This window comes from Streptomyces sp. WAC00040 (genome assembly GCF_056835925.1).
The window spans coordinates 308760-330089 of the sequence record NZ_JAKQZE010000006.1 but is presented as its reverse complement, the minus strand read 5'-3'; the positions used below and the strand labels follow the sequence as shown (position 1 = coordinate 330089).

Sequence of the window (21330 nt, the reverse complement as noted above, 5' to 3'; positions counted from 1 at the left end):
TCGGCCACACTCACCACATTCCGGCAACGGGGCGCGGGGCCCCGTTGCGTCATCGGCACAGAACTTCCCTGCGCCCGCAGGGCGTTGGGGAAGCGTGCGAGGGGGGAACCACATGGAGCAGCAGGGCGCGCACGAGGCGGGACGCCGGCACGGGACCGAGGCGGGGACGTCCGGTGGGGCCGTGACGGCCCCCGGGGCCGACCCCGGCGGGCGGGCTGCCGGGGCCGCCGGAGCCCGTGGGACCGGAAGACGGTCCCGCGCCGGGACCGGGGCCAGTGGCCGGCACGGAGTTCCCGGGGTCACCGGGAAGCGGCGCGCGGCGGCCCGGCCGTGGTCCGGACGCGCCGCCGGCGGCCGGTTCGCCGTCGCCGCGACCGCCGCCGTCACGCTCGCGGGGATCCTGCCCGCCTCGCAGGCGGCCGCCGCGCCGGTGCCCCGGATCGACCTCGTGGTGCTCGTCGTCGACGACGGGAGCGCGGCCGTCGACGCGATCGTCTCCGAACTGGCGGGCACCGGCGTGCCCCACCGGACGCTGGACCTGAACGACCCGGCCCGCCCCCGGGTCGACGCCTCCTTCCTCAGCGACACCGTGGACGGCCGCCCGCGCGCCAGGTTCCAGGGGGTCGTCGTGCCCGACGAGGACCCGTTCGGCGCGGACACCGCCGCCGGGGCCGCGGAGAACGCCGCCCTCTTCACGTACGAGCGGACCTTCGGTGTCCGGCAGGTCGACGCCTACACGTGGTCGCACCCTGGTGTGGGGCTGGAGTACGTCGACAACGGCGGTTACGCCGGCGTGCTGGACGGCGCGCGCAGCGCGGTGACCGCCGCCGGCCGTTCCGGAGTGTTCGGATACCTCGACGGACCCGTCACCTTCGAGGACAACTCGCCGCTCGTCGCCGAGAGCTACGGCTACGCGGGCCGCCCCCGCGAAGGATTCACCAGCCTCCTCGACACGCCCGTCGGCGACGGCTCCTCACGCGCGAGCCTGATCGGCGAGTACACGCACGACGGCCGCAGCGAGCTGGTGGTCACCTTCGCGTACAACCGGCACCAGCGGCAGTTCCGGGTCCTCGCGCGCGGCATCGTCGAATGGCTCACCCAGGGCGTCCACCTCGGGCAGAGCCGCAACTACTTCTCCGTCCACGTCGACGACGTCTTCGCACCCGACGCACGCTGGGACACCGCCCGCGACTGCACCCCCGGCGACATCGACTGCCCGGGCGGCGGCGACGGGGCGGGCGTGCCGATCCGGATGACCGCGGCCGACGCCGCGCACGCGGCCGCCTGGCAGCGGAGCGCCGGTTTCACCCTCGACATGGTCCACAACGCGGGCGCCGGCGAGGAGTGGAAGGCGGAGCACGCGGGCAGCGATCCGCTCACCGACCGGCTGCTCGCCGACAGGACGCAGTACCGCTGGATCAACCACACCTACACCCATCCCTTCCTCGGCTGTGTGCAGGACGCGTCCACGGTGCCCTGGAAGTGCGCGACGGACACGGCGGGCAACACCCGCTGGGTCGGCCGCGCCGAGATCTCCGCGCAGATTCGCGACAACCACGACTGGGCCGTGCGCAAGGGCCTCCCCGTCGACCGCACCGAACTCGTCACCGGCGAGCACTCCGGCCTGAAGACCCTGCCGCAGCAGCCGGTGGACAATCCGAACCTCGCCGGCGCCCTCGCCGACAACGGGGTGAAGTGGATCGCGAGCGACAACTCCCGCGAGCCGCGGCAGCACCCGGTCGGCGCCGCGCAGACGGTGCCCCGGCACCCCATGAACGTGTACTACAACGTCGGCACGGCGGCCGAGATGACCGACGAGTACAACTGGATCTACACGGCCGCCGACGACGGCGGCAGCGGGGTCTGCGAGACCGACCCCGCCTCCACCTGCCTGCCCGAACCCCTCGACACCGCCACCGGCTACGCCACGCACATCGTGCCGCAGGAGGCGCGCACCGCCCTCGGCCACGTCGTCGCAAACGATCCCCGCCCGCACTACGCGCACCAGTCCAACCTCGCCGAGGAACGCCTCCTGTATCCCGTGCTCGACAGGGTGCTGGCCGACTACCGCGCCCTGTTCACCGACAGCGCCCCGGTCGTCAACCCCAGCCAGCGGGAGGCCGGTACGGAACTCCAGCGGCGCGCCGCGTGGGAGCGGGCGCTCGCGGACGGCAGGGTCACCGCCTACCGCATCGGCGGCACGGTCACCGTGAAGGCGCCATCCGGTGTCGCCGCACCGGTCACCGCACCGGACGGCACCCGCAGGCAACGGCTTCTGACCACCGCGGTGTTCGGCTCCGCCTACGCCGGGACGCGCTCCGAGTGGGCCACGCCCGAACTGCTCCAGTCGGCGATCACGCTCAGGCTGCCGTCCTGACCGACGGCACGAAACGGGCACCGCCGACCACCGTCCTGGGGGGACACCATCCATGCCGAGCTGCGGCCGTCATGTCACCATGCTCACCGAAGGCACCTATCCGCACGCACACGGCGGCGTCTCCACCTGGTGCGACCAACTGCTGCGCGGAATGCCGGAGGTCGATTTCCAGCTCGTCTCCCTCACCGGCGGCGGACGCGAGCCGGTCACCTGGGAGATGCCGCGGAACGTCTACCGGCACACGGTGTTTCCGCTGTGGGGACCGGAGCCGGCCCCCCGCCGGCTGCCTCGAGGGGAACGCGAACGCTTCCTCGGCGTCTACGAACACCTCCTGCTGTCGATCCTCGACCCGTCGGCCGGCTGCGACTTCGGCGAGGCGCTGGACGGCCTCGCCGGCTACGCACGCGCCGGGCAGCTGACGACGGCGCTCCGCTCCGAGTCCGCGCTGCGGTCCCTGATGTGGACATGGTCCATGCCGCACCTGGAGCTGTCTGCGGCACGGCCCACCGTGCACGACGGCCTCACCGCCCTCGACCTGCTGGAGCACACCCTCCGGCCGCTCGCCGCCCGGATACCCGACGACTCCGTCGCCCACGCCGTCAGCGGCGGCCTTGCCACCCTGCCGGCGCTGGCCGCCCAGCACTTCGACGGTGTGCCGTTCCTGCTCACCGAGCACGGCATCTACCTCCGCGAGCGCTACCTCTGGTCCCGCGGCGAGGGACAGCCGGCGCCGGTGAAGGCGCTGATGCTGGGCTTCTACCGCGAGCTCAGCGCGCTCGGCTACCGGCGCGCCGACCTCATCACCCCGTGCAACCAGTACAACCGGCGGTGGGAGAAGCGGGGTGGCGCGCCCGACGACCGCGTCCGCACCGTCTACAACGGGGTCGATCCGCACGCCTTCCCCGACGCCGGCCCCGAGCCGGACGTGCCGACCATCGCCTGGGCCGGCCGCATCGACCCCATCAAGGACCTCCGGACACTGATCCGGGCCTACGCGATGGTGCGCGCCGAACTCCCCGACGTACGGCTCCGGCTGTTCGGCGGCGTCCCCGCCGGCGGCGAGGCGTACCGCACGCGGATGGAGAAACTCGCCGCCGAGCTGGGCGTCGTGGACGGGATCAGCTGGGAGGGGCGGGTCGGCGACGTGGCCCGCGCCTACGCGTCGGGGAGCGTGGTGCTGCTCTCCTCGATCAGCGAAGGGTTCCCCTTCTCGCTCATCGAGGCGATGTCGTGCGGCCGTGCCACCGTGTCCACCGACGTCGGCGGGGTCCGGGAGGCGGTCGGCGACACCGGCCTGGTCGTACCGCCGCGTGAGCCCGCGCTGATGGCGGAGGCGACGCTCGGCCTGTTGCGTGACGCCGCACGGCGGGCCGAGTTCGGCCGGCTCGCCCGTCAGCGGGTCGTCGACCGGTTCACGCTCCGGCGCTCGGTGGACGCGTTCCGCCGGATCTACCTCGAACTGGCCGGGTTCCCGGAGCCGGTTCCGCCGGTCGCGGAGTTCGCGGAGTTCGCGGGGATCGCGGAGACCGCCTCGATCGCGGAGGCGGCCCTGCGATGACCGGAGCGCCTCCCGCGGCACCGGCCGACCCGTTCGGTGAACTCGCCCACCGCATGGACGGCTTGATCGCCCGTGCCGTCCACCCCGACGAGATCGCCGCCGTCCTCGAATCGGACGGCATGACGGACGACCACATCCGCCGCATCTACGGCCGCGCCGACTCGTTCGCGCTCGCGGAGGCACTCTACGAGAGGGTCCCCCGCCGCTACCCCGATCCTGCGCCGCCCGCCGCCGACCCGTGGTGGACCGGGCTCCACGGCTGCCTGCTGCGCGGCCTCGTCTTCGCCCTTCCGGGCCTCGCGTACGTGCTGGGCGCCCCGCTGCTCGAGAGCGCGGAACTCGGCCCGCTGCTGGCCGGCGCGCTCACCGGCTGGGCCTGGAACCAGGCGCTGTCCCACCGGGCCCACTCCTGGCTGGCACTCGGCGACCGGTCCGCCGCGCTCCGCTGCCTGCGCGCGGGCACCGCGGCGGGCGCCCTGCTGAGCACAGCGGCGGCGGGCGTGTGCGCCGAACAGGGCCAGTGGCAGGCCGCGGTGTTCGCGTCGGTGCAGGCGCTGTACGTGTCGGCGGCGACGGTCCTGATGGTGCTGGGCCACGAACGCGCGCTGCTGCGCGCGCTCCTGCCGACGGCCGGGGGCCCGGTCGTGACCCTGCTCCACGATCTGCCGCCGTGGTCCCGGACGGCGCTCCTGCTGGTGTCCCTCGCGGCGGCCACGGTCCTGGCGGTCCGCGCCACGCGCCCCGAGCCGGGCGCGACCGGCGGTGTCCGTCGACCGGCCCGGCGGGCGCGGGCCCTGACCGGAGCTCCGACGGCACGGGCCCGGCCGCCCCAAAGGCCGCGGGTCCTCGCGTCCCTGCCCTACGGGGTGTTCGGACTCGGTGCCGGAACCCTGGTGCTGTACACCGCTCTCGGGGACGTGCTCGCGGGCCGTACGGGCGCGGCTGTCGCCGCACCCGCCGCCGTGGCGCTGACCTTGAGCATGGGCCCCGCCGAATGGCTGCTTTGCCGCTTCCGCGGCGGGACCGTCGCCGGGCTGAGCGTGAGCACCACACGCGGCGACTTCCGCCGGTGCACCGCCGCCGTCCTCGCGGAGTGTCTCTGCGGATATCTCGCGATCCTGTTCGCCCTCGCGGTGGCCGGGACCGTGCTGTGGCCCGGCGCGCCGGCGCTCGGCGGGGTGAGGTCGGCCACCCTGCTGCTCGTCGGCGCGGTGCTGTGGACCGGTCTGCTGCTCCAGTCGTCCCGAGCGGCGAACCCGGCCGCGGCGGTCTGCGCCGGGGCCGCCGCCCTGCAGACCCTCGGGCTGCTCACCGGCACCGGCAGCCCCGCGACGGTCGGGCTGTGCGTGGCCGCCGTGTCGGCCTCCGTGCTCGCCGTACTCGTCTGTGTTCTGCTGGGCCGTGCCACCGCCCACCGCCTCTGACCCGGGAAGCGCCCGTGAAAAGCCTGTTGGTGCCGTTCTACGAGCACCCGGCCGACCGGCCGGACGCCTGGGACGCCGTCGTCGCGGCCGCGTCCCACCTCTACGGCGTCATTCTCAATCCGGCCGACGGGCCCGGCACTTCACGCGACCCCGCCTTCGTGGCGGTCGCCGACCGGCTGCGGCGGGCGGGAGTGCGCGTGCTCGGTTACACCGACACGGACTACGGCCGCCGCCCGCACGCCGACGTCGCGCGGGACCTGCTGCTCCACCGGGACTGGTACGGCGCCGACGGCGCGTTCCTCGACCAGGTCTGCTCCGGGGCCGAGACCATGGCCCACTACCGGCGGCTTGCGACGGAAGCCAGGTCGGCGGGCGTGGCCACCGTGGCGCTCAACCACGGTGTGCACCCCGACGAGGGCTACGCCGAGTTCGCCGATCTGCTCGTGACCTTCGAGGGCCCGTGGGACGCGTACCGGGCCGCCGGCATCCCGTCATGGACCGCGGCCCACCCGCCGGAACAGTTCTGCCATCTCGTCTACGCGGCCCCGCCCGGGGCCCGCGCCGGCGCTGCGGTCCACTGCGTCGTCCCGGGAACCGGCGCCCACCCCTGGGGCACCCTCCCGCGCCATCTGGAGCCCGTCCTGTGAAACGTTCGCCCTTCCTCCTGCCGGTCCTGTCGCTGTTCCTGCTCGCGGGATGTACGAGCGCGCCCGACGACGGCGCGGGCGGACCGACGCTCCCTCCCCGGCCGGTGAGGCCCGCCGGGGAGCGGTGGCTGCCCGGTCCCGGCCTGGCGTGGCAGTGGCAGCTCAGCGGCCGCCTCGACCCGACCGTCGACGTGCCTGTCTACGACATCGACGGCTTCGATCACCCGGCCTCCGCCGTCGCCGACCTGCACCGCCGCGGCCGCAAGGTCATCTGCTACCTCTCCACCGGCGCCTGGGAGGACTTCCGCCCCGACGCCGACCGTTTCCCGAAGTCGCTGCTCGGCCGCGGCAACGGCTGGGAGGGCGAGCGCTGGCTCGACATCCGCCGCACCGACGTCCTCGAACCGCTCATGGCCGAACGCCTGGACATGTGCAGGGACAAGGGCTTCGACGCGGTGGAGCCCGACAACATGGACGGCTACGCCAACCGCACCGGCTTCCCCCTCACGGCCGGCGACCAGCTCCGCTACAACCGCCTGATCGCCCGCCTCGCCAAGGAACGCGGCCTGTCCGTCGGCCTCAAGAACGACCTCGACCAGATCCCCGAACTGGTCGGCGACTTCGACTTCGCGGTCAACGAACAGTGCGCCGAGTACGACGAGTGTGCGGCGCTCAGCCCGTTCGTCCGCGCGGGCAAGGCGGTCTTCCACGTCGAGTACGAGCTGCCGACACGGGAGTTCTGCCCCACGACGCGGGCGCTCGGCCTCAGCTCGATGCTGAAGAACTACGACCTGGGGGTGTGGCGCGAGCCCTGCCCGTGACCGGGCGGGTCAGCGGGAGAGTACGTAGCAGCTGGCCACCGGGACGCCGCCCTCGCCCCAACCGTCCTCGCCGGGCCAGGTGAACCAGTATTGGTCCTTCTTGACGGACTCCCGGGTCCAGAGGTCGGGCGCCGCCCCGAACGCCTGCCCGCACTTCTCGCTCGCGTGCCGCTTCGCCTCCTCGGCGCCCGGGTGTTCGAGGGAGAATGTCCAGTGGCCGAACACGCGGGCGTCGTGGGGCTGTTCGCACGGGATGGCCACGACCATGTCGAGTACCCGCGTCCCGGTGTTGAGGTCGGCGCATGCGCCGGGCTTCAGTTCGCCGATGGGCCTGACGGTTTCCTTGGCGGGCAGGTTCCGCTCGGACGCCGGCGGCATGGCCGGCGGCGAGGCCCCGAGGCCGCTCACCACCAGGGTGGCGTGCAGGCCGGTGATCGGGCCGAGGGCGCTGTCCTTCCTGTCGAGCAGGGCGGACAGGTCTGCCTCCGCCCGGGTGATCCGGCCCTGCGCGTCCACTGCCAGGGTGAGCGTGACCGGCGCGTCGGTGACGTCCGGGATCGATCTGACCAGTTCTTTGCGAAGGTCCGGGGAGAACATGCCGAGGGCGTTGAAGGCCGTCAGTTTCGCCCGGTACACACGGCCTCCGCCGTCGCCCGCCGACTGCTTCACGTCCTGGGCGCCCGACACGATCTCCAGCATCGTGCCGCCGAAGGCCGCTTCCGCGCCGCGCAGCGCGTCGATCGTGCCCCCGCTGCCGAAGGGGTCCGACTCGTCGTAGCGCAGCCAGTAGGCGGCCTCGCCGGAACGGATCCGGATGGTGGCCGGGTCGATCGCGACACGCGACCGGGCGGGCGAGCGGCCTTCACCGAGCCGGGTGCCGAGGAGCGCGTCCTGGGCCTCTGCGGGCAGGCCCTCGGCGACCTTCCAGGCCAGGGAGCCCGACGCGCGGCCGCCGGGGAAGTCCAGCCGTCCCTCGGACGTCTGCGTGGTGTCACCGTGCTCCGAAGTGAACGTCAGCGTCTGCGTGAAGCTCGCGGTGGCCGCCGCCTGCGTGGCGAGCAGCGCCTGGCGCGGTTGCTGTTGCAGGGACGCGTCGAAGACCGGGTGCGCGGGGGCCTGCTCCTTCGCGGAGCAGGCGGTCAGAAGCACGCCGGCCGCAGCGGCCGCGGCGAGTATCGGAAGACGAGGACGTGTGATCACGTCGTTTGGACCGCCCACTTTCCGGTGGGGTTGTACGCCCCAGGGTCAAGGAACGGGAAAATGTCAGCTCAAGGTCAGCGCCACCAGTGCCACCGTGCCCGCCGTCTCCGCGAGCGCCCCGAACACATCGCCCGTCACTCCGCCGAAGCGGCGCACGCAGTGCCGCAGCAGGAAATGGGCGGCCAGCAGACCGGCCGCCACCGCGAGTGCGTGGTGCAGTGCCCCGTACGGGCCGAAGATCGCGCCCGCGCCCACCGCGCAGAGGCCCACGACGGCGCTCACGGCGAGCCCGGCGCGCAGTGGAACAGCCCCCGCGACGGCGGCCCCGAGGCCCTCGGGACGGGCCGGCGGGACACCGGGCCGGCAGGCGAGGGTCAGCGCGAGACGGGCGGTCACGGCAGTAAGCGCCGCGGCCGTCGCGCCCAGAGCCCAGCTCCGCGCGTACAGTTCGGCCAGCGCCGCGACCTGCCCGAGCAGCACGAACAGCAGCGAGATCACGCCGAACGGTCCGATGTCGGACTGCTTCATGATGCGCAGCGCGTCCTCCGCGGGCCTGCCGCTGCCGAGCCCGTCCGCCGTGTCCGCGAGCCCGTCGAGATGCAGCCCCCGGGTGAGCACGGCCGGAACCGCCGCCGTGGCCACCGCGGCCAGGAGCGGCCCCGAACCCAGCAGTGCCAGGAGCCCGCCGGCCGCCGCGGCGGACAGCCCGACCACGAGCCCCGCGAGCGGCGCGCACAGCATCCCGGCACGCGCGGCGTCGCGGTCCCAGCGGGTGACGCGGACGGGGAGCACGGTGAGGGTACCGAAGGCGAAACGTATGCCGTGCGCAGAGGCCGCGGCGGCGGTCCGAGGAGTCATCGCGCGAAGGGTAGCCCGAGCCCCGTGACGGTAAATTGCGCATAACGGGCGAAGTGTCCTGAACGGGAGCGGGTGGCATGGGTCACTGGTTTTACCGCAACATCCTGGAACCCGGAAAACTGCCGATGCTGCTCGCGCTGGCCTCGTTCGTGGTCACGTTCATCAGCACCCGGATGGTCACCCGGCTGATCAGGGCGGGCAAGGGGCCGTTCAAGAACGTCACTCCGGGCGGCATGCACATCCACCACGTGGTGCCCGGGGTCCTCCTCACCGTGGTCGGCGGCTTCGGCGCCGTGGGCAGCGGCAGACACGGCGTCGGAGCCGCCGTCTGCGCGGTGATCTTCGGGATGGGAGCCGGGCTGGTCCTCGACGAGTTCGCCCTGATCCTCCATCTGGACGACGTCTACTGGACCGAAGAGGGCCGCAAGAGCGTCGAGGTCGTCGTGATGGCCACAGCCTTAGCGCTGCTGGTACTCGGCGGCTCCGTGCCGCTCGGCGTCGACGGGCTGACGCCGGACGAACGCGAGAACCGAGCCGTCGTGATCCTCACCGTGGTGGGAAACCTGCTCTTCGCCCTGATCGCCCTCCTCAAGGGCAAGGCCAGGATGGGCCTGCTCGGCGTGCTCGTGCCGGTGGTGGCACTGGTCGGTGCGGTACGGCTGGCCCGCCCCGAGTCGTACTGGGCCCGCAGGTTCTACCGGCGCCGCCCGAAGGCCCGTGCCAGGGCGCGACTGCGTTCGGTCCGCCACGACCGGCGCTGGTCGGGGCCGCGCCGGGCGTTCCAGGACCTGATCGGCGGCGCGCCGGACCGGGTGCCGCCCCGCGACCCGTGACCGCGGAGCCTCGGACTGCGGCGCGGTGCGGCCGCCGGCTGCCGCCCGCCGTGATCAGCTCCTGCCTTCCAGAGGCCGGCGGTGCATCGACCGTGGCAGGCCACGAATCCCTCGGTCCGGCCGGCGGCGAGCCCGATCCTCGGCGGACGGTTCCCGCCCGGCGTCACCGCGCCTCGGGCTCCGCCGCCTCCGGACCCGGCCGCTCCGGCAGCTCCGCCGCCAGCGCGGCAGCCGCCTGCACCAACGGGAGCGCCAGCAGCGCGCCCGTCCCCTCGCCCACCGTCACGCCGTGGTCGAGCACCGGATTGAGCGCCATCCGGTCCAACGCCTTCGTCTGCGCCGGCTCGCCGCTCACCTGGCCCGCGATCCACCAGTCCGGAGCACGGAACGCCGCCCGCTGCCCCACCAGCGCGCACGCCGCCGACACCACGCCGTCCAGGATCACCGGCATCCGGCGAACCGCGCTCTGCAACAGGAACCCGGTCGTCGCCGCCAGGTCCGCGCCGCCCACCGCCGCCAGCAGCTCCAGCTGATCGCCCAGCACCGGCCGGGCCCGCCGCAAGGCGTCCCGGATCGCCGCGCACTTGCGCATCCAGGCCAGATCGTCGATGCCCGCCCCGCCGCGGCCTGTCACCACGGACGCGTCCGTGCCGCACAGCGCCGCGATCAGCGTCGCCGCCGGCGTCGTACCGCCCACGCTCAGGTCACCGAGAACCACGAGATCCGTACCCGAGTCGGCCTCCTCGTCGGCGATCGCCATGCCGAGGCGCACCGCTTGCTCCGCCTCCTCGGCGGTGAGCGCGTCCTCGATGTCGATGCGTCCGCTGCCGCGCCGCACCCGGTGGCGCGACACCTCCTCCGGCAGCAGACCCGGCTCGCAGTCCAGACCCGCGTCGACGATCCGCACCGGCACTCCCGCCCGGCGGGCCAGCACGGCCACCGGGCTCCCGCCCTCCAGCACGCCCCGCACCAACCGGTGCGCCGTGCCCGACTCCCGCGCCGACACACCCAGTTCCGCGACACCGTGGTCGCCGGCGAACAGCACCGCACGCGGCCGCTCGATCGCCCTCACGGGGACGGACGCCTGCGCGGCGGCGAGCCACTCGCCCAGCTCGTCGAGACGGCCCAGCGCACCAGGCGGCACGACGAGCCGCTCCCGGCGTTCCTCGGCGTCACGCCGCGTACCGCTGTCCGGGCGCTCGATCAGATCGGAGAAGTCGTCGAGATTCAGCCTGCTCATTCGCCGAACAGTACCGGCACCCGCCGACGCGCGGACGGCCGGCGGGGGACCGTGCCGGAACGGCCCGGCCCCGCCTCGAGCGGACCTCAGCCGCGCAGTACCAGCACCTGGCCCGCGACCACCAGCAGCACCTGCTCGCACTCGTCCGCGAACGCCGCGTTCAGCCGGCCCAGCTCGTCACGGAAACGCCGCCCTGACGCCGTTGCAGGGACCACCCCGGAACCCACCTCGTTCGTCACCGCCACGACCGTACGGGCCGTGGCCCGGACCGCCGCGACCAGCTCGCCGACCCGCTCCCGCAGCGCCCGCTCACCCTCGGCGGCCCACCGCTCGTCGTCCCAGGCGCCGGCCCTGTCCATGGCGTCCGTCAACCACAGCGACAGACAGTCGATCAGCAGCGGTGGCCCCTCTGCCTCCAGCAGCGGCACCAGGTCGCACGTCTCCGTCGTACGCCACGAACCCGGCCGGCGCTCACGGTGCGCGTGGACCCGGGCCGCCCACTCCGCGTCTCCGTCCCGGGCCCCGCCCGTCGCCACGTACAGCACGTCCGGGAACGCCTCCAGCCGGCGCTCCGCCTCCAGCGACTTCCCCGAACGTGCCCCGCCCGTCACCAGAGTCCGCCTCGGCACGTCCGGCACCGCGTGGTACTCGCCGACGATCAGCGTCGTCCCGTCCGGTACCGCACGGGCCCCCGCCGCCGCCAGACGACGGGTCAGCTCGGGGCCGCCCTGGGCGTCATGGTCCAGATGCACGGCGACCACGTCCGTCGTCGCCCCGACCGCCCCCGACGCCCGCAGCCGGGCGATCGCGTCCGGACGACCCACGACATCGGCCACGACCATCTCGTACGCGGCCAGCCCCTCCGCGAGACCCGCAGGGGCCGCGCCCGGCGGCAGATACAGCAGCCGGTCACCGTCCGGGGACGTCACCTCGTAACCCGTGCCCGGATTGTCCGTCGGCAGGGCCCGCACCCGGTGCCCGCTGATCAGCGTCAACTCCCGCCCGTCCGGCACCCTCCCCGCCGTCGGAAGCCCCGCCGGCAGATCCAGGGGCGGACCGTCGTGAGGGTGCGTCAACAGCACCTGCCTCACGCCCACGAGCGAATGCCCCGCACGCGCCGCGGCGAGCGCGGCGCCCGGCGTCAGATCCAGAAGCAGCGCCCCGTCCACGAGCAACGCGGTCGCCGCCCGCGCCTCCGGGCCGCGGGCGGTGGCGCACACGGCGCAGGGGCAGTCGGGCCGGGGGAGGCCGGCGGGAGCGCCGGTGCCGAGCAGAGTCAGTTCCACGCCTCCGATCCTGCCGCCTCGCCCCGAGCGGTGCGCGCCCGGCTACGCTGCGGGCAGCAAACTGATCAGCTTGCCCTAGGGACGTGGGAGGCGCACATGGCGTGGACGTGGCGGTTCGAGAAGTCCGACGGTACGGAGGTCCAGCCGGCGGTGGAGCCGGAGGAGTTCACGACGCAGGGCGACGCGGAATCCTGGATCGGCGAGCACTGGAAGGAACTCCAGGAGGGCGGGGCGGACCAGGTCGTCCTCTCGGAGGACGGCGCGAAGATCTACGGCCCGATGAGCCTCCACGAGTCCTGAGCCTGCGCTTGTGCCGGGCCCGGCCGGGGGTGTGACGCCCTCGGTCGGGCCCGGCGCTCGTTTCCCGGCCGCTCCGGGGCCCTGACTCTCGGGCTGGGCCGGCGCTGCCACGGCTGAGACGATTCCCTGGGGGATGCTGCTCGACGGTCCGAGCGGCGACCCCATGGCCAGGACGATCCGGCCGACCGCGACCTCGGAGGAGTCACCGAAGCGGGCGGCCCGGAGGCTCGGGGGACGTCGTCGAGCTTGACGACGGCGAGGTCCTGCTCGGGTGAGGCGGAGACCAGCGTCGCCGGCGGTCGCCGGCAGCCGGAGGTTTCGACCGGCCGGGCGGGGGAGATGCGTCGATGCCCGGAGGAGTGTCCCTACGGCCGCCCGGCCGTGCCTACGGTGCGCCGCCGATCAGGGGGCGGCGGCCGGAGTCAGATCCGCCGTACTCCGCACAGGTGCAGCAGTGCCGCCACCCCGCGGTACGGGTCGGTGCGTCCGGCGCGCTCCTCCAGCGTCAGCACCTGGTGCAGCTCGTCCGCGGCGGGGAGCTCGACGTCGTTGCCTATGTTGTCCGTGAAGATCCGCACCCCGTACCAGGCATGCAGCGGCGCGGCGATGCCGTCCAGCGTCGCCGTGAGCGCCTCGAGCCGGTCGGCGCGCACCTTCAGCCCGAGGCGGTTGGTGTAGGTCTGGGTGTCGAAGGCGTCCAGCGCCGTCTGCCAGTCCCCGGCCGCTCCGGGCCGCATGGCCAGGGCGTCGCCGTTGCGGACGAGCAGGGACAGCAGCCCGCCCGGCGCCAGCATCCTGGCCAGACCGGCGAGCAGCCCGTCCGGCTCCTCCACGTACATCAGCACGCCGTGGCAGAGGACCACGTCGAAGCTGCCCGGCAGGAAGTGCACGCCGGTGTCCCGGCCGTCGCCCTCCACGAGCCGGACCCGCTCGCGGATACCGGCGGGCTCGCCCGCCAGCGCCTCACGGGCGGCCTTCAGCATCACGGAGTCCGACTCCAGGCCGGTGACCGTGTGCCCGGCGCGTGCCAGACGCAGGGCCTGGGTGCCCTGTCCCATGCCGACGTCGAGCACCCGCAGCCGCTGGCCGACGGGATACCGCGACGTGATCTGTTCCTCGAGCTGCCGGGCCACCAGCTCCTGGCGGACGGTGTTGCGCAGACCGCCGGCGCCGGCCAGCCAGTTCGCGGACGCCTCCGGCGTGAAGCCGCCACGCTGCGACGAATTGGTGCTCAGGGCCGCTCTCCGCGCTTGACCTGCGGCTTGGGCAGGCGCAGCCGACGCATCTGGAGCGTACGCATCAGGCCGTAGGCGACGGCTCCGCGCTTCGGCTCGTTCGGGAAGCGCTCACGGAGCTGCTTCTTCAGGCGGATCGACAGGCCGATCGAGTCGACGACGATCAGCACGATCACGCCGAGCCAGAGCAGCAGCGCGATGTTCTGCAGCTGGGCGACCCGGACCATGCTCAGGACCAGGATCACCACCGCGAGCGGCAGGAAGAACTCCGCGATGCAGAAGCGGGAGTCGACGAAGTCGCGGACGAAGCGCCGCACCGGGCCCTTGTCGCGGGCCGGCAGGTAACGCTCGTCGCCGCTGGCGAGAGCCTCCCGCTGCCTGGCCAGGTCGGCACGGCGTGCCTCACGCTGGCGCTTCATCGCCTCCTTGCGGTCCTGCGGCGCACCACTGGAGGCACGACGGCGCTGGCCCTGTGCCTCACTGCGCTTAGGCGTCGGGCGGCCCTTGGGGGCCTCGGGGTCGCGGGGCTGCTTGGAGAGGTCCGCCGTCACCTTGCCGGTGGGGGCCTTCTCTTCCTTGGAACGGCTACGGAACACAAAACCCAAGGGTACGGGTTGCGGGGCATGGACCCCACCCCGGTGGGGAACGATCCCGCAACGGCGTGCGTCCGTAAGGGACAGAACGGGACGGCGGGTACGGCTCCCCTGACAGCCACCTACTCCTTGCGCCGGATCGGAGCCGTACGCAGTCGTCCTTGGGGATGAGCGCATCCGCGCTCGAACAGTGCGGTAATGGATGCAGGGCCCGTACTGTGGGTTCTGTTGGAGTGCTGAAGCCGTAGTCCGTCAGAAGGGGGCGCGCGAAGCCCATGAGCGGTGTCATGAAGCGTATGGGGATGATCTTCCGCGCGAAGGCGAACAAGGCCCTCGACCGGGCCGAGGATCCGCGCGAGACCCTCGATTACTCGTACCAGAAGCAGCTGGAGCTGCTTCAGAAGGTCCGCCGCGGAGTCGCCGACGTGGCGACCTCCCGCAAGCGCCTCGAGCTGCAGCTGAACCAGCTCCAGGGGCAGTCCTCGAAGCTCGAGGACCAGGGCCGCAAGGCGCTGGCCCTCGGCCGTGAGGACCTGGCCCGCGAGGCACTCTCCCGCCGTGCCGCGCTGCAGCAGCAGGTCACCGACCTCGAGACCCAGCACCAGACCCTCCAGGGCGAGGAGGAGAAGCTGACGCTCGCCGCGCAGCGGCTCCAGGCCAAGGTCGACGCCTTCCGCACGAAGAAGGAGACCATCAAGGCCACCTACACCGCGGCACAGGCGCAGACCCGGATCGCGGAGTCCTTCTCCGGCATCTCGGAGGAGATGAGCGACGTCGGCGTCGCGATCCAGCGCGCCGAGGACAAGACCGCCCAGCTCCAGGCCCGGGCCGGCGCGATCGACGAGCTGCTCGCCTCCGGTGCCCTCGACGACCAGTCGGGGCTGGCGAAGGACGACATCCAGGCCGAGCTGGACCGCCTCTCCGGTGGCACGGACGTCGAGCTGGAGCTCCAGCGGATGAAGGCGGAACTGGCCGGCGGCCCGGCATCGAAGCAGGCGATCGAAGGCGGCGCCGCCGGCTCCCAGGACGCCACGCAGCAGCAGAACAGCCCGCACAAGTTCGACAAGCAGTGACCGTCAGTACGGACCTGCACGGAGAGTAAGGACTCGTCATGATCGTACGGATCATGGGGGAGGGCCAGGTGGAGGTGGCGGAAAGCCACCTCGCCGAACTCAACAAGCTCGACGACGAACTGCTCGCGGAGATGGAGAGCGGCGACGGGGCCGGCTTCCGCCAAACCCTGCACGCGCTCCTCGAGAAGGTCCGGGAGCTGGGGGAGCCACTGCCCGACGCCTCTCTCGAACCGTCCGAACTGATTCTCCCCGCGCCGGACGCGACGCTGGAGGAGGTCCGTGAACTCCTCGGCGAGAGCGGTCTGATCCCGCCGGTGGCGTAGCGGCCGGCGCCCGCGCCCGCACTCCAACACGCGCGCCCCTTCTGTACCGGCTGCACCGACTTCTTCAACGGGGTCGCGCCGGTCTGTCCCCGACCGCGGCCCGAACCGGAACGGTGCAGCTTCGCGGAGCCTGCCCCCTCCCCGCGCCTACCGGAACCGGGGCCCCGCCGGGACCCGTTACGGGGCAGGCCCCGGACCCCCGCGCCCCAATCTCCGGTTCCGGGCCGCGGTCGCGGCCACCACCGTGCTCCGCCACCCCTCCCACGCCGTAACGTTGCCCGACGTGACCCCATTCGCCGCCCGGTACGACCGCGTCCGCAACTGGCTGCGCGCGCACCCGCTGGCACTGGACGGCGCCCTCGCCGTGGCCGCGTTGATCTGCATGGTGGCCGGCTCCTTCGCCGATCCGAACGGGCCGCACGGTCCCACCTTCGGCACCCGCACACCCGACGCGCGCAGCGCGGTCCTGATGCTTCTCGCCGCCGGCGCGCTCGTCTTCCGGCGGCGTGAGCCGATGGGCGTGCTGCTGGTCACCGGCGCGGTGTCCGTCGTGGAACTGGTGGCCGGCGACCCGGCCGCCCCCGTCGCGATGAGCGCCGTGATCGCCCTGTACACCGTCGCCTCCCGTACCGACCGTCCGACCACCTGGCGGGTCGGCCTGCTGACGATGACCGTGCTGACCGCCGCAGCGATGGCCTTCGGCTCGAGCCCCTGGTACACGCAGGAGAACCTGGGCGTCTTCGCCTGGACCGGTATGGCGGCCGCCGCCGGTGACGCCGTGCGCAGCCGGCGGGCCTTCGTCGACGCCATCAGGGAGCGGGCGGAGCGCGCGGAGCGGACGCGGGAGGAGGAGGCGGGGCGCCGGGTCGCTGAGGAGCGGCTGCGGATCGCCCGCGACCTCCACGACGTCGTCGCCCACCACATCGCGCTGGTCAATGTGCAGGCCGGGGTCGCCGCCCACGTCATGGACAAGCGTCCGGACCAGGCCAAAGAGGCGCTCGCGCACGTACGGGAGGCGAGCCGCTCCGCGCTGAACGAACTGCGCGCCACCGTCGGGCTGCTACGCCAGTCCGGGGACCCGGAGGCGCCCACCGCACCCGCACCCGGTCTCGCGGTCCTCGACGAACTGGTCACCACGTTCCGTCAGGCCGGCCTCCCCGTGGAGGTCGCCCGCGCCGACGACGGCGACGCGCCGCCGGCGGCCGTCGACCTGGCCGCCTACCGGATCATCCAGGAGGCGCTGACCAATGTGCGGAAGCACGCCGGGAAGGACGCCAAGGCCGAGGTGAGCGTGGTGCGGGTCGGCTCGACGCTGGAGGTCACCGTCATCGACAACGGCCCCGCCGACGCGGCCGGTCCCTCCGACGGCGGCGGTCACGGTCTGCTCGGCATGCGGGAGCGGGTCACCGCCCTCGGCGGCACCCTCACCGCGGGACCCCGCTACGGAGGCGGCTTCCGTGTGCAGGCGATACTGCCGCTCAAGGTGCGGGCCGTCCGCGCGGGGGAGGACACATGACGATCAGGGTGCTGCTCGCCGACGACCAGACGCTGCTGCGCAGCGCGTTCCGGGTCCTGGTGGACTCCGAGCCGGACATGGAGGTCGTCGGAGAGGCGGCCGACGGTGCGCAGGCGGTGGTGCTGGCCCGCTCCGAGCGGGCCGACGTGGTCCTCATGGACATCCGGATGCCCGGTACGGACGGACTCTCCGCCACCCGCGAGATCAGCGCGGACCCGGAGCTGTCGCACGTACGAATCGTCATGCTGACGACCTTCGAGGTCGACGAGTACGTCGTGCAGTCGCTGCGGGCCGGCGCCTCCGGCTTCCTCGGCAAGGGCGCGGAACCGGACGAACTGCTGAACGCTATCCGGGTCGCCGCCGCCGGGGAGGCACTGCTGTCGCCCGCCGCGACCAAGGGCCTCATCGCCACCTTCCTCGCGCAGGGCGGAGCGGCGGACGACGACGGCCGGAACGCCGGGGACCTCTCCGAGCGGCTCTCGGCGCTCACCGTCCGCGAGCGGGAGGTGCTGGTGCTGGTGGCCGGCGGTCACTCCAACGACGAGATCGCCACCCGGCTCGAGGTCAGCCCGCTCACGGTCAAGACCCATGTGAACCGCGCCATGGCCAAGTTGGGCGCCCGCGACCGCGCCCAGCTGGTGGTCACCGCGTACGAGTCGGGACTGGTACGTCCAAGGGTGGAGTGAGCGGGAGGGCGCGTACTCCAGCCGTGGTATGCGCGGTGTGAGGAACGGGACCTGGGGGCTACGGAACGCCCTCCTCGAGTGGCCGAAGGTATAGGCGGGCCTCTGTGCCCGTCCTTGCGCAAGCCACAGAAGAGAGACCCCATGTCCTGGCTGTCCAGATTCAGCCTGTCGCAACGGGCCCTGATAGGGCTGATGTCCATCGTCGCGATCGTCTTCGGTGCGATCGCCGTCCCGCAGCTCAAGCAGCAGCTCCTGCCGTCCATCGAGCTCCCGATGGTCTCGGTCCTCGCCCCCTACCAGGGCGCGTCGCCCGATGTCGTCGAGAAGCAGGTCGTCGAGCCGCTCGAGGCGAGCCTCAAGGCCGTCGACGGCATCGAGGGCATCACGTCCACGGCCGCCGAGGGCAGTGCCGTCATCATGGCGAGCTTCGAGTACGGGGACGGGAGCAAGCAGCTCGTCGCCGACGTCCAGCAGGCCGTGAACCGGGCCCGCGCCCAGCTCCCGGACGAGGTGGACCCCCAGGTCGTCGCCGGGTCGACGGACGACATCCCCACCGTCGTGCTCGCCGTCACCTCCGACAAGGACCAGCAGGCGCTCGCCGACCAGCTCGAGCGGACCGTCGTACCCGCGATCGAGGACATCGAGGGCGTGGGCCAGGTCTCCATCGACGGCGTCCAGGACCTCCAGGTCTCCGTCACCCCCGACGATCGCAAGCTCGCCGCCGCGGGCCTGAACACCATGGCGCTGTCCGAGGCGCTCAGGACCGGCGGCGCCACGATGCCTGCCGGGTCGTTCTCGGAGGAGGGCAAGAGCCGCACGGTCCAGGTCGGCGGCGGTTTCACCAGCCTCCAGCAGATCGAGGACCTGCGGATCGTGCCGGCGCAGGGCACGAAGGGCAGGCCCGTACGCCTCGGAGACATCGCGACCGTCCGGCAGACGGAGGCGAGCCGGGTCTCCCTGACCCGCACGAACGGCAGGCCCAGCCTCGCCGTGCTGGCCACCATGGACAACGACGGCAGCGCCGTCGCCATCTCGGAAGCGGTCAAGGACAAGCTGCCCGGCCTGCGCGCCGACCTCGGCGCGGGTGCGGAGCTCACCGTCGTCTCCGACCAGGGCCCGGCGGTCTCCAAGTCGATCTCCGGCCTGACCACCGAGGGCGCGCTCGGCCTGGTCTTCGCCGTCATCGTGATCCTTGTCTTCCTCGCGTCGCTGCGCTCGACGCTGGTCACGGCGGTGTCCATCCCGCTGTCCGTCGTCCTCGCGCTGATCGTGCTGTGGACCCGTGACCTGTCGCTCAACATGCTCACACTCGGCGCGCTGACCATCGCGATCGGCCGGGTCGTCGACGACTCGATCGTGGTCCTCGAGAACATCAAGCGTCACCTCGGCTACGGCGAGGAGCGGCAGAGCGCCATCATCACCGCGGTGAAGGAGGTGGCGGGCGCCGTCACGTCCTCCACGCTGACCACCGTCGCGGTGTTCCTGCCGATCGGTCTCGTCGGCGGCATGGTCGGCGAACTGTTCGGCTCGTTCTCGCTGACCGTCACCGCCGCCCTGCTGGCGTCCCTGCTCGTCTCGCTGACCGTTGTCCCCGTCCTGTCGTACTGGTTCCTGCGCGCCCCCAAGGCCGTGCAGGGCCTGGACCCGGAGGAGGCCCGGCGGAAGGCGGAGGAGAAGGAGGCGCGGAGCCGGCTCCAGCGGATGTACGTCCCCGTGCTGCGCTTCGCGACCCGCCGCCGGCTGACGAGTGTCGCCCTGGCGGTCGTGGTGCTGTTCGGCACCTTCGGCATGGCCGGACTGCTCAAGACCAACTTCTTCGACCAGGGCGAGCAGGAGGTCATGTCCGTCAAGCAGGAACTTCCTCCCGGCACCAGCCTCGAGGCGGCCGACGCCTCCGCGAAGAAGGTCGAGAAGGTCCTCTCGGGCGTCGACGAGATCAAGGACTACCAGGTCACCGTCGGCTCCTCCGGCTTCATGGCGGCCTTCGGCGGCGGCACCGGCGCCAACCAGGCGTCCTACCAGCTGACGCTGAAGGACTCGGCGTCGTACGAGAAGGTCCGCGATCACCTCGACGAGGAGCTCGCCAAGCTGGACGGCGTCGGCGACACGACGATCGCCGCCGGTGACGGTTTCGGCAGCCAGGACCTGAGCGTCGTGGTGAAGGCGTCCGACTCCGACACCCTCCAGAAGGCGTCGGAGGCGGTACGGGCGGAGGTCGCGAAGCTCGATGACGTGACCGACGTCCAGAGCGACCTGGCCCAGTCCGTGCCGCGCATTTCCGTCAAGGCCACGCCGAAGGCGGCCGATGCGGGCTTCACCGACGCCACGCTGGGCATGGCCGTCGGCCAGGCCGTCCGCGGCACCCCGTCGGGCAAGGCCGTCCTGGCCGACACCGAGCGGGACATCGTCATCACCTCCGCCAAGCCGGCGAAGACGATGGAGGAGCTGAAGGCGCTGCCGCTCGGCCCGGTGAAGCTCGGTGACATCGCCGAGGTGAAGCTGGTCCCCGGCCCGGTCTCGATGACCCGGATCGACGGCTCGCGGGCAGCGACGATCACGGCGAAGCCGACCGGTGACAACACCGGCGCTGTGAGCGCCGTGCTGCAGTCGAAGATCAACGCGCTGGACCTGCCCGAGGGCGCGACCGCCTCCATCGGCGGCGTGTCCGAGGACCAGGAGGAGGCGTTCTCGAACCTCGGCCTGGCGATGCTGGCCGCGATCGCGATCGTCTTCATGCTGCTGGTGGCGACGTTCCGGTCGCTGATCCAGCCGCTGATCCTGCTGGTCTCGATCCCGTTCGCCGCGACCGGCGCGATCGGCCTGCTCGTCGCGACGGGCACGCCGATGGGCGTGCCGGCGATGATCGGCATGCTGATGCTCATCGGCATCGTGGTGACCAACGCGATCGTGCTGATCGATCTGATCAACCAGTACCGGGCCCAGGGCCTCGGCGTGGTCGAGGCGGTCGTCGAGGGCGGCCGGCACCGGCTGCGCCCGATCCTCATGACGGCCCTGGCGACGATCTTCGCGCTGCTGCCGATGGCGCTCGGGGTCACGGGCGAGGGCGGCTTCATCGCCAAGCCGCTGGCCGTGGTGGTGATCGGCGGCCTCATCACGTCGACGCTGCTGACCCTGCTGCTGGTGCCGACGCTGTACGCGATGGTGGAGCTCCGCAAGGAGCGGCGCCGGGCCAAGCGTGCGGCGAAGCGTGAGGCCGCGAAGCCCGGCGAGACGGACGAGACGGCCCTGGAGCCGTCGAACGCCTAGCCTCCGTTCTGTCCCGCACGGAGCAGGGTCCCGCTGCCGACCGGCTGCGGGGCCCTGGTCGTGGTCGTCGGCGCAGGCAGGTCCTGACCTCAT

General features: G+C 72.7%; 18 protein-coding genes and 1 pseudogene. 12 read left to right on the top strand and 7 right to left on the bottom strand.

The genetic code is table 11. The annotated features are described in order from the left end of the window. Positions 1–112: 112 nt before the first annotated feature. Genes MDN94_RS38905 through MDN94_RS38885 form a run of 5 tightly spaced genes read left to right on the top strand, consistent with a single transcriptional unit; the run spans position 113 to position 6827 of the window. On the top strand, positions 113–2377 hold the full coding sequence (locus MDN94_RS38905) for a hypothetical protein (RefSeq protein ID WP_482730466.1): 2265 nt from the start codon (positions 113–115) through the stop codon (positions 2375–2377). A gap of 52 nt (positions 2378–2429) precedes the next feature. Further along, the gene (gene pelF, locus MDN94_RS38900) at positions 2430–3935 is read left to right on the top strand and encodes a GT4 family glycosyltransferase PelF (RefSeq protein ID WP_482730465.1); all 1506 of its coding nucleotides are present in this window, start codon (positions 2430–2432) and stop codon (positions 3933–3935) included. Beyond that, positions 3932–5359: a hypothetical protein gene (locus MDN94_RS38895; protein ID WP_482730464.1), complete on the top strand. Its 1428-nt coding sequence runs from the start codon at positions 3932–3934 to the stop codon at positions 5357–5359. The genes pelF and MDN94_RS38895 overlap by 4 nt, the downstream gene beginning before the upstream one ends. Positions 5360–5373: 14 nt before the next feature. Further along, complete coding sequence (locus tag MDN94_RS38890) at positions 5374–6006, top strand: spherulation-specific family 4 protein (protein ID WP_482730463.1); 633 nt, start codon at positions 5374–5376, stop codon at positions 6004–6006. Next, entirely contained in the window at positions 6003–6827 is an 825-nt protein-coding gene (locus MDN94_RS38885; RefSeq protein ID WP_482730462.1) for an endo alpha-1,4 polygalactosaminidase, read from the top strand. The genes MDN94_RS38890 and MDN94_RS38885 overlap by 4 nt, the downstream gene beginning before the upstream one ends. 9 nt (positions 6828–6836) lie before the next feature. Here MDN94_RS38885 and MDN94_RS38880 read toward each other — a convergent pair whose 3' ends face one another. After that, a complete protein-coding gene (locus MDN94_RS38880) occupies positions 6837–8027 on the bottom strand; it encodes a hypothetical protein (protein WP_482730461.1) in 1191 nt (396 codons plus the stop codon). A 63-nt stretch (positions 8028–8090) separates the two neighbouring features. Then, the gene (gene cobS / locus MDN94_RS38875) at positions 8091–8885 is read right to left on the bottom strand and encodes an adenosylcobinamide-GDP ribazoletransferase (protein ID WP_482730460.1); all 795 of its coding nucleotides are present in this window, start codon (positions 8883–8885) and stop codon (positions 8091–8093) included. 77 nt (positions 8886–8962) lie between these two features. On the opposite strand from cobS, the gene MDN94_RS38870 reads away from it, so the two are divergent. Further along, entirely contained in the window at positions 8963–9718 is a 756-nt protein-coding gene (locus MDN94_RS38870; RefSeq protein ID WP_482730459.1) for a hypothetical protein, read from the top strand. A gap of 163 nt (positions 9719–9881) precedes the next feature. Here MDN94_RS38870 and cobT read toward each other — a convergent pair whose 3' ends face one another. Continuing rightward, complete coding sequence (cobT, locus tag MDN94_RS38865) at positions 9882–10958, bottom strand: nicotinate-nucleotide--dimethylbenzimidazole phosphoribosyltransferase (RefSeq protein WP_482730458.1); 1077 nt, start codon at positions 10956–10958, stop codon at positions 9882–9884. A gap of 86 nt (positions 10959–11044) precedes the next feature. Next, positions 11045–12244 carry a bifunctional adenosylcobinamide kinase/adenosylcobinamide-phosphate guanylyltransferase gene (locus MDN94_RS38860; RefSeq protein ID WP_482730457.1) on the bottom strand — a complete coding sequence of 400 codons (1200 nt, stop codon included), beginning with the start codon at positions 12242–12244 and terminating at the stop codon, positions 11045–11047. A 96-nt stretch (positions 12245–12340) separates the two neighbouring features. On the opposite strand from MDN94_RS38860, the gene MDN94_RS38855 reads away from it, so the two are divergent. After that, on the top strand, positions 12341–12544 hold the full coding sequence (locus MDN94_RS38855; protein WP_482730456.1) for a hypothetical protein: 204 nt from the start codon (positions 12341–12343) through the stop codon (positions 12542–12544). Between the two features lie 107 nt (positions 12545–12651). Here the strand turns inward: MDN94_RS38855 and MDN94_RS38850 are convergent. The 3 genes and pseudogenes from MDN94_RS38850 to MDN94_RS38840 form a co-directional block, all read right to left on the bottom strand. Next, positions 12652–12837 (bottom strand): annotated as a pseudogene (locus tag MDN94_RS38850) (trypsin-like peptidase domain-containing protein); the annotation flags it as partial. Between the two features lie 129 nt (positions 12838–12966). Next, positions 12967–13677 carry a class I SAM-dependent methyltransferase gene (locus tag MDN94_RS38845; RefSeq protein ID WP_482730455.1) on the bottom strand — a complete coding sequence of 237 codons (711 nt, stop codon included), beginning with the start codon at positions 13675–13677 and terminating at the stop codon, positions 12967–12969. 98 nt (positions 13678–13775) lie between these two features. Further along, a complete protein-coding gene (locus MDN94_RS38840; protein WP_441262624.1) occupies positions 13776–14375 on the bottom strand; it encodes a DUF3043 domain-containing protein in 600 nt (199 codons plus the stop codon). A gap of 272 nt (positions 14376–14647) precedes the next feature. Between MDN94_RS38840 and MDN94_RS38835 the strand changes: the two genes are divergently transcribed. From MDN94_RS38835 to MDN94_RS38815, 5 genes are all read left to right on the top strand, one after another. Continuing rightward, positions 14648–15445: a PspA/IM30 family protein gene (locus tag MDN94_RS38835; RefSeq protein ID WP_078535378.1), complete on the top strand. Its 798-nt coding sequence runs from the start codon at positions 14648–14650 to the stop codon at positions 15443–15445. Positions 15446–15483: 38 nt separating this feature from the next. Then, positions 15484–15768 carry a PspA-associated protein PspAA gene (gene pspAA / locus MDN94_RS38830; protein ID WP_482730454.1) on the top strand — a complete coding sequence of 95 codons (285 nt, stop codon included), beginning with the start codon at positions 15484–15486 and terminating at the stop codon, positions 15766–15768. A gap of 274 nt (positions 15769–16042) precedes the next feature. Next, positions 16043–17284, top strand: coding sequence for a sensor histidine kinase (locus MDN94_RS38825; protein WP_482730453.1), 1242 nt, complete (start codon positions 16043–16045; stop codon positions 17282–17284). Beyond that, a complete protein-coding gene (locus tag MDN94_RS38820) occupies positions 17281–17970 on the top strand; it encodes a response regulator (RefSeq protein ID WP_482730452.1) in 690 nt (229 codons plus the stop codon). The genes MDN94_RS38825 and MDN94_RS38820 overlap by 4 nt, the downstream gene beginning before the upstream one ends. Positions 17971–18111: 141 nt before the next feature. Continuing rightward, positions 18112–21237: an efflux RND transporter permease subunit gene (locus MDN94_RS38815; protein WP_482730451.1), complete on the top strand. Its 3126-nt coding sequence runs from the start codon at positions 18112–18114 to the stop codon at positions 21235–21237. Positions 21238–21330 lie beyond the last annotated feature (93 nt).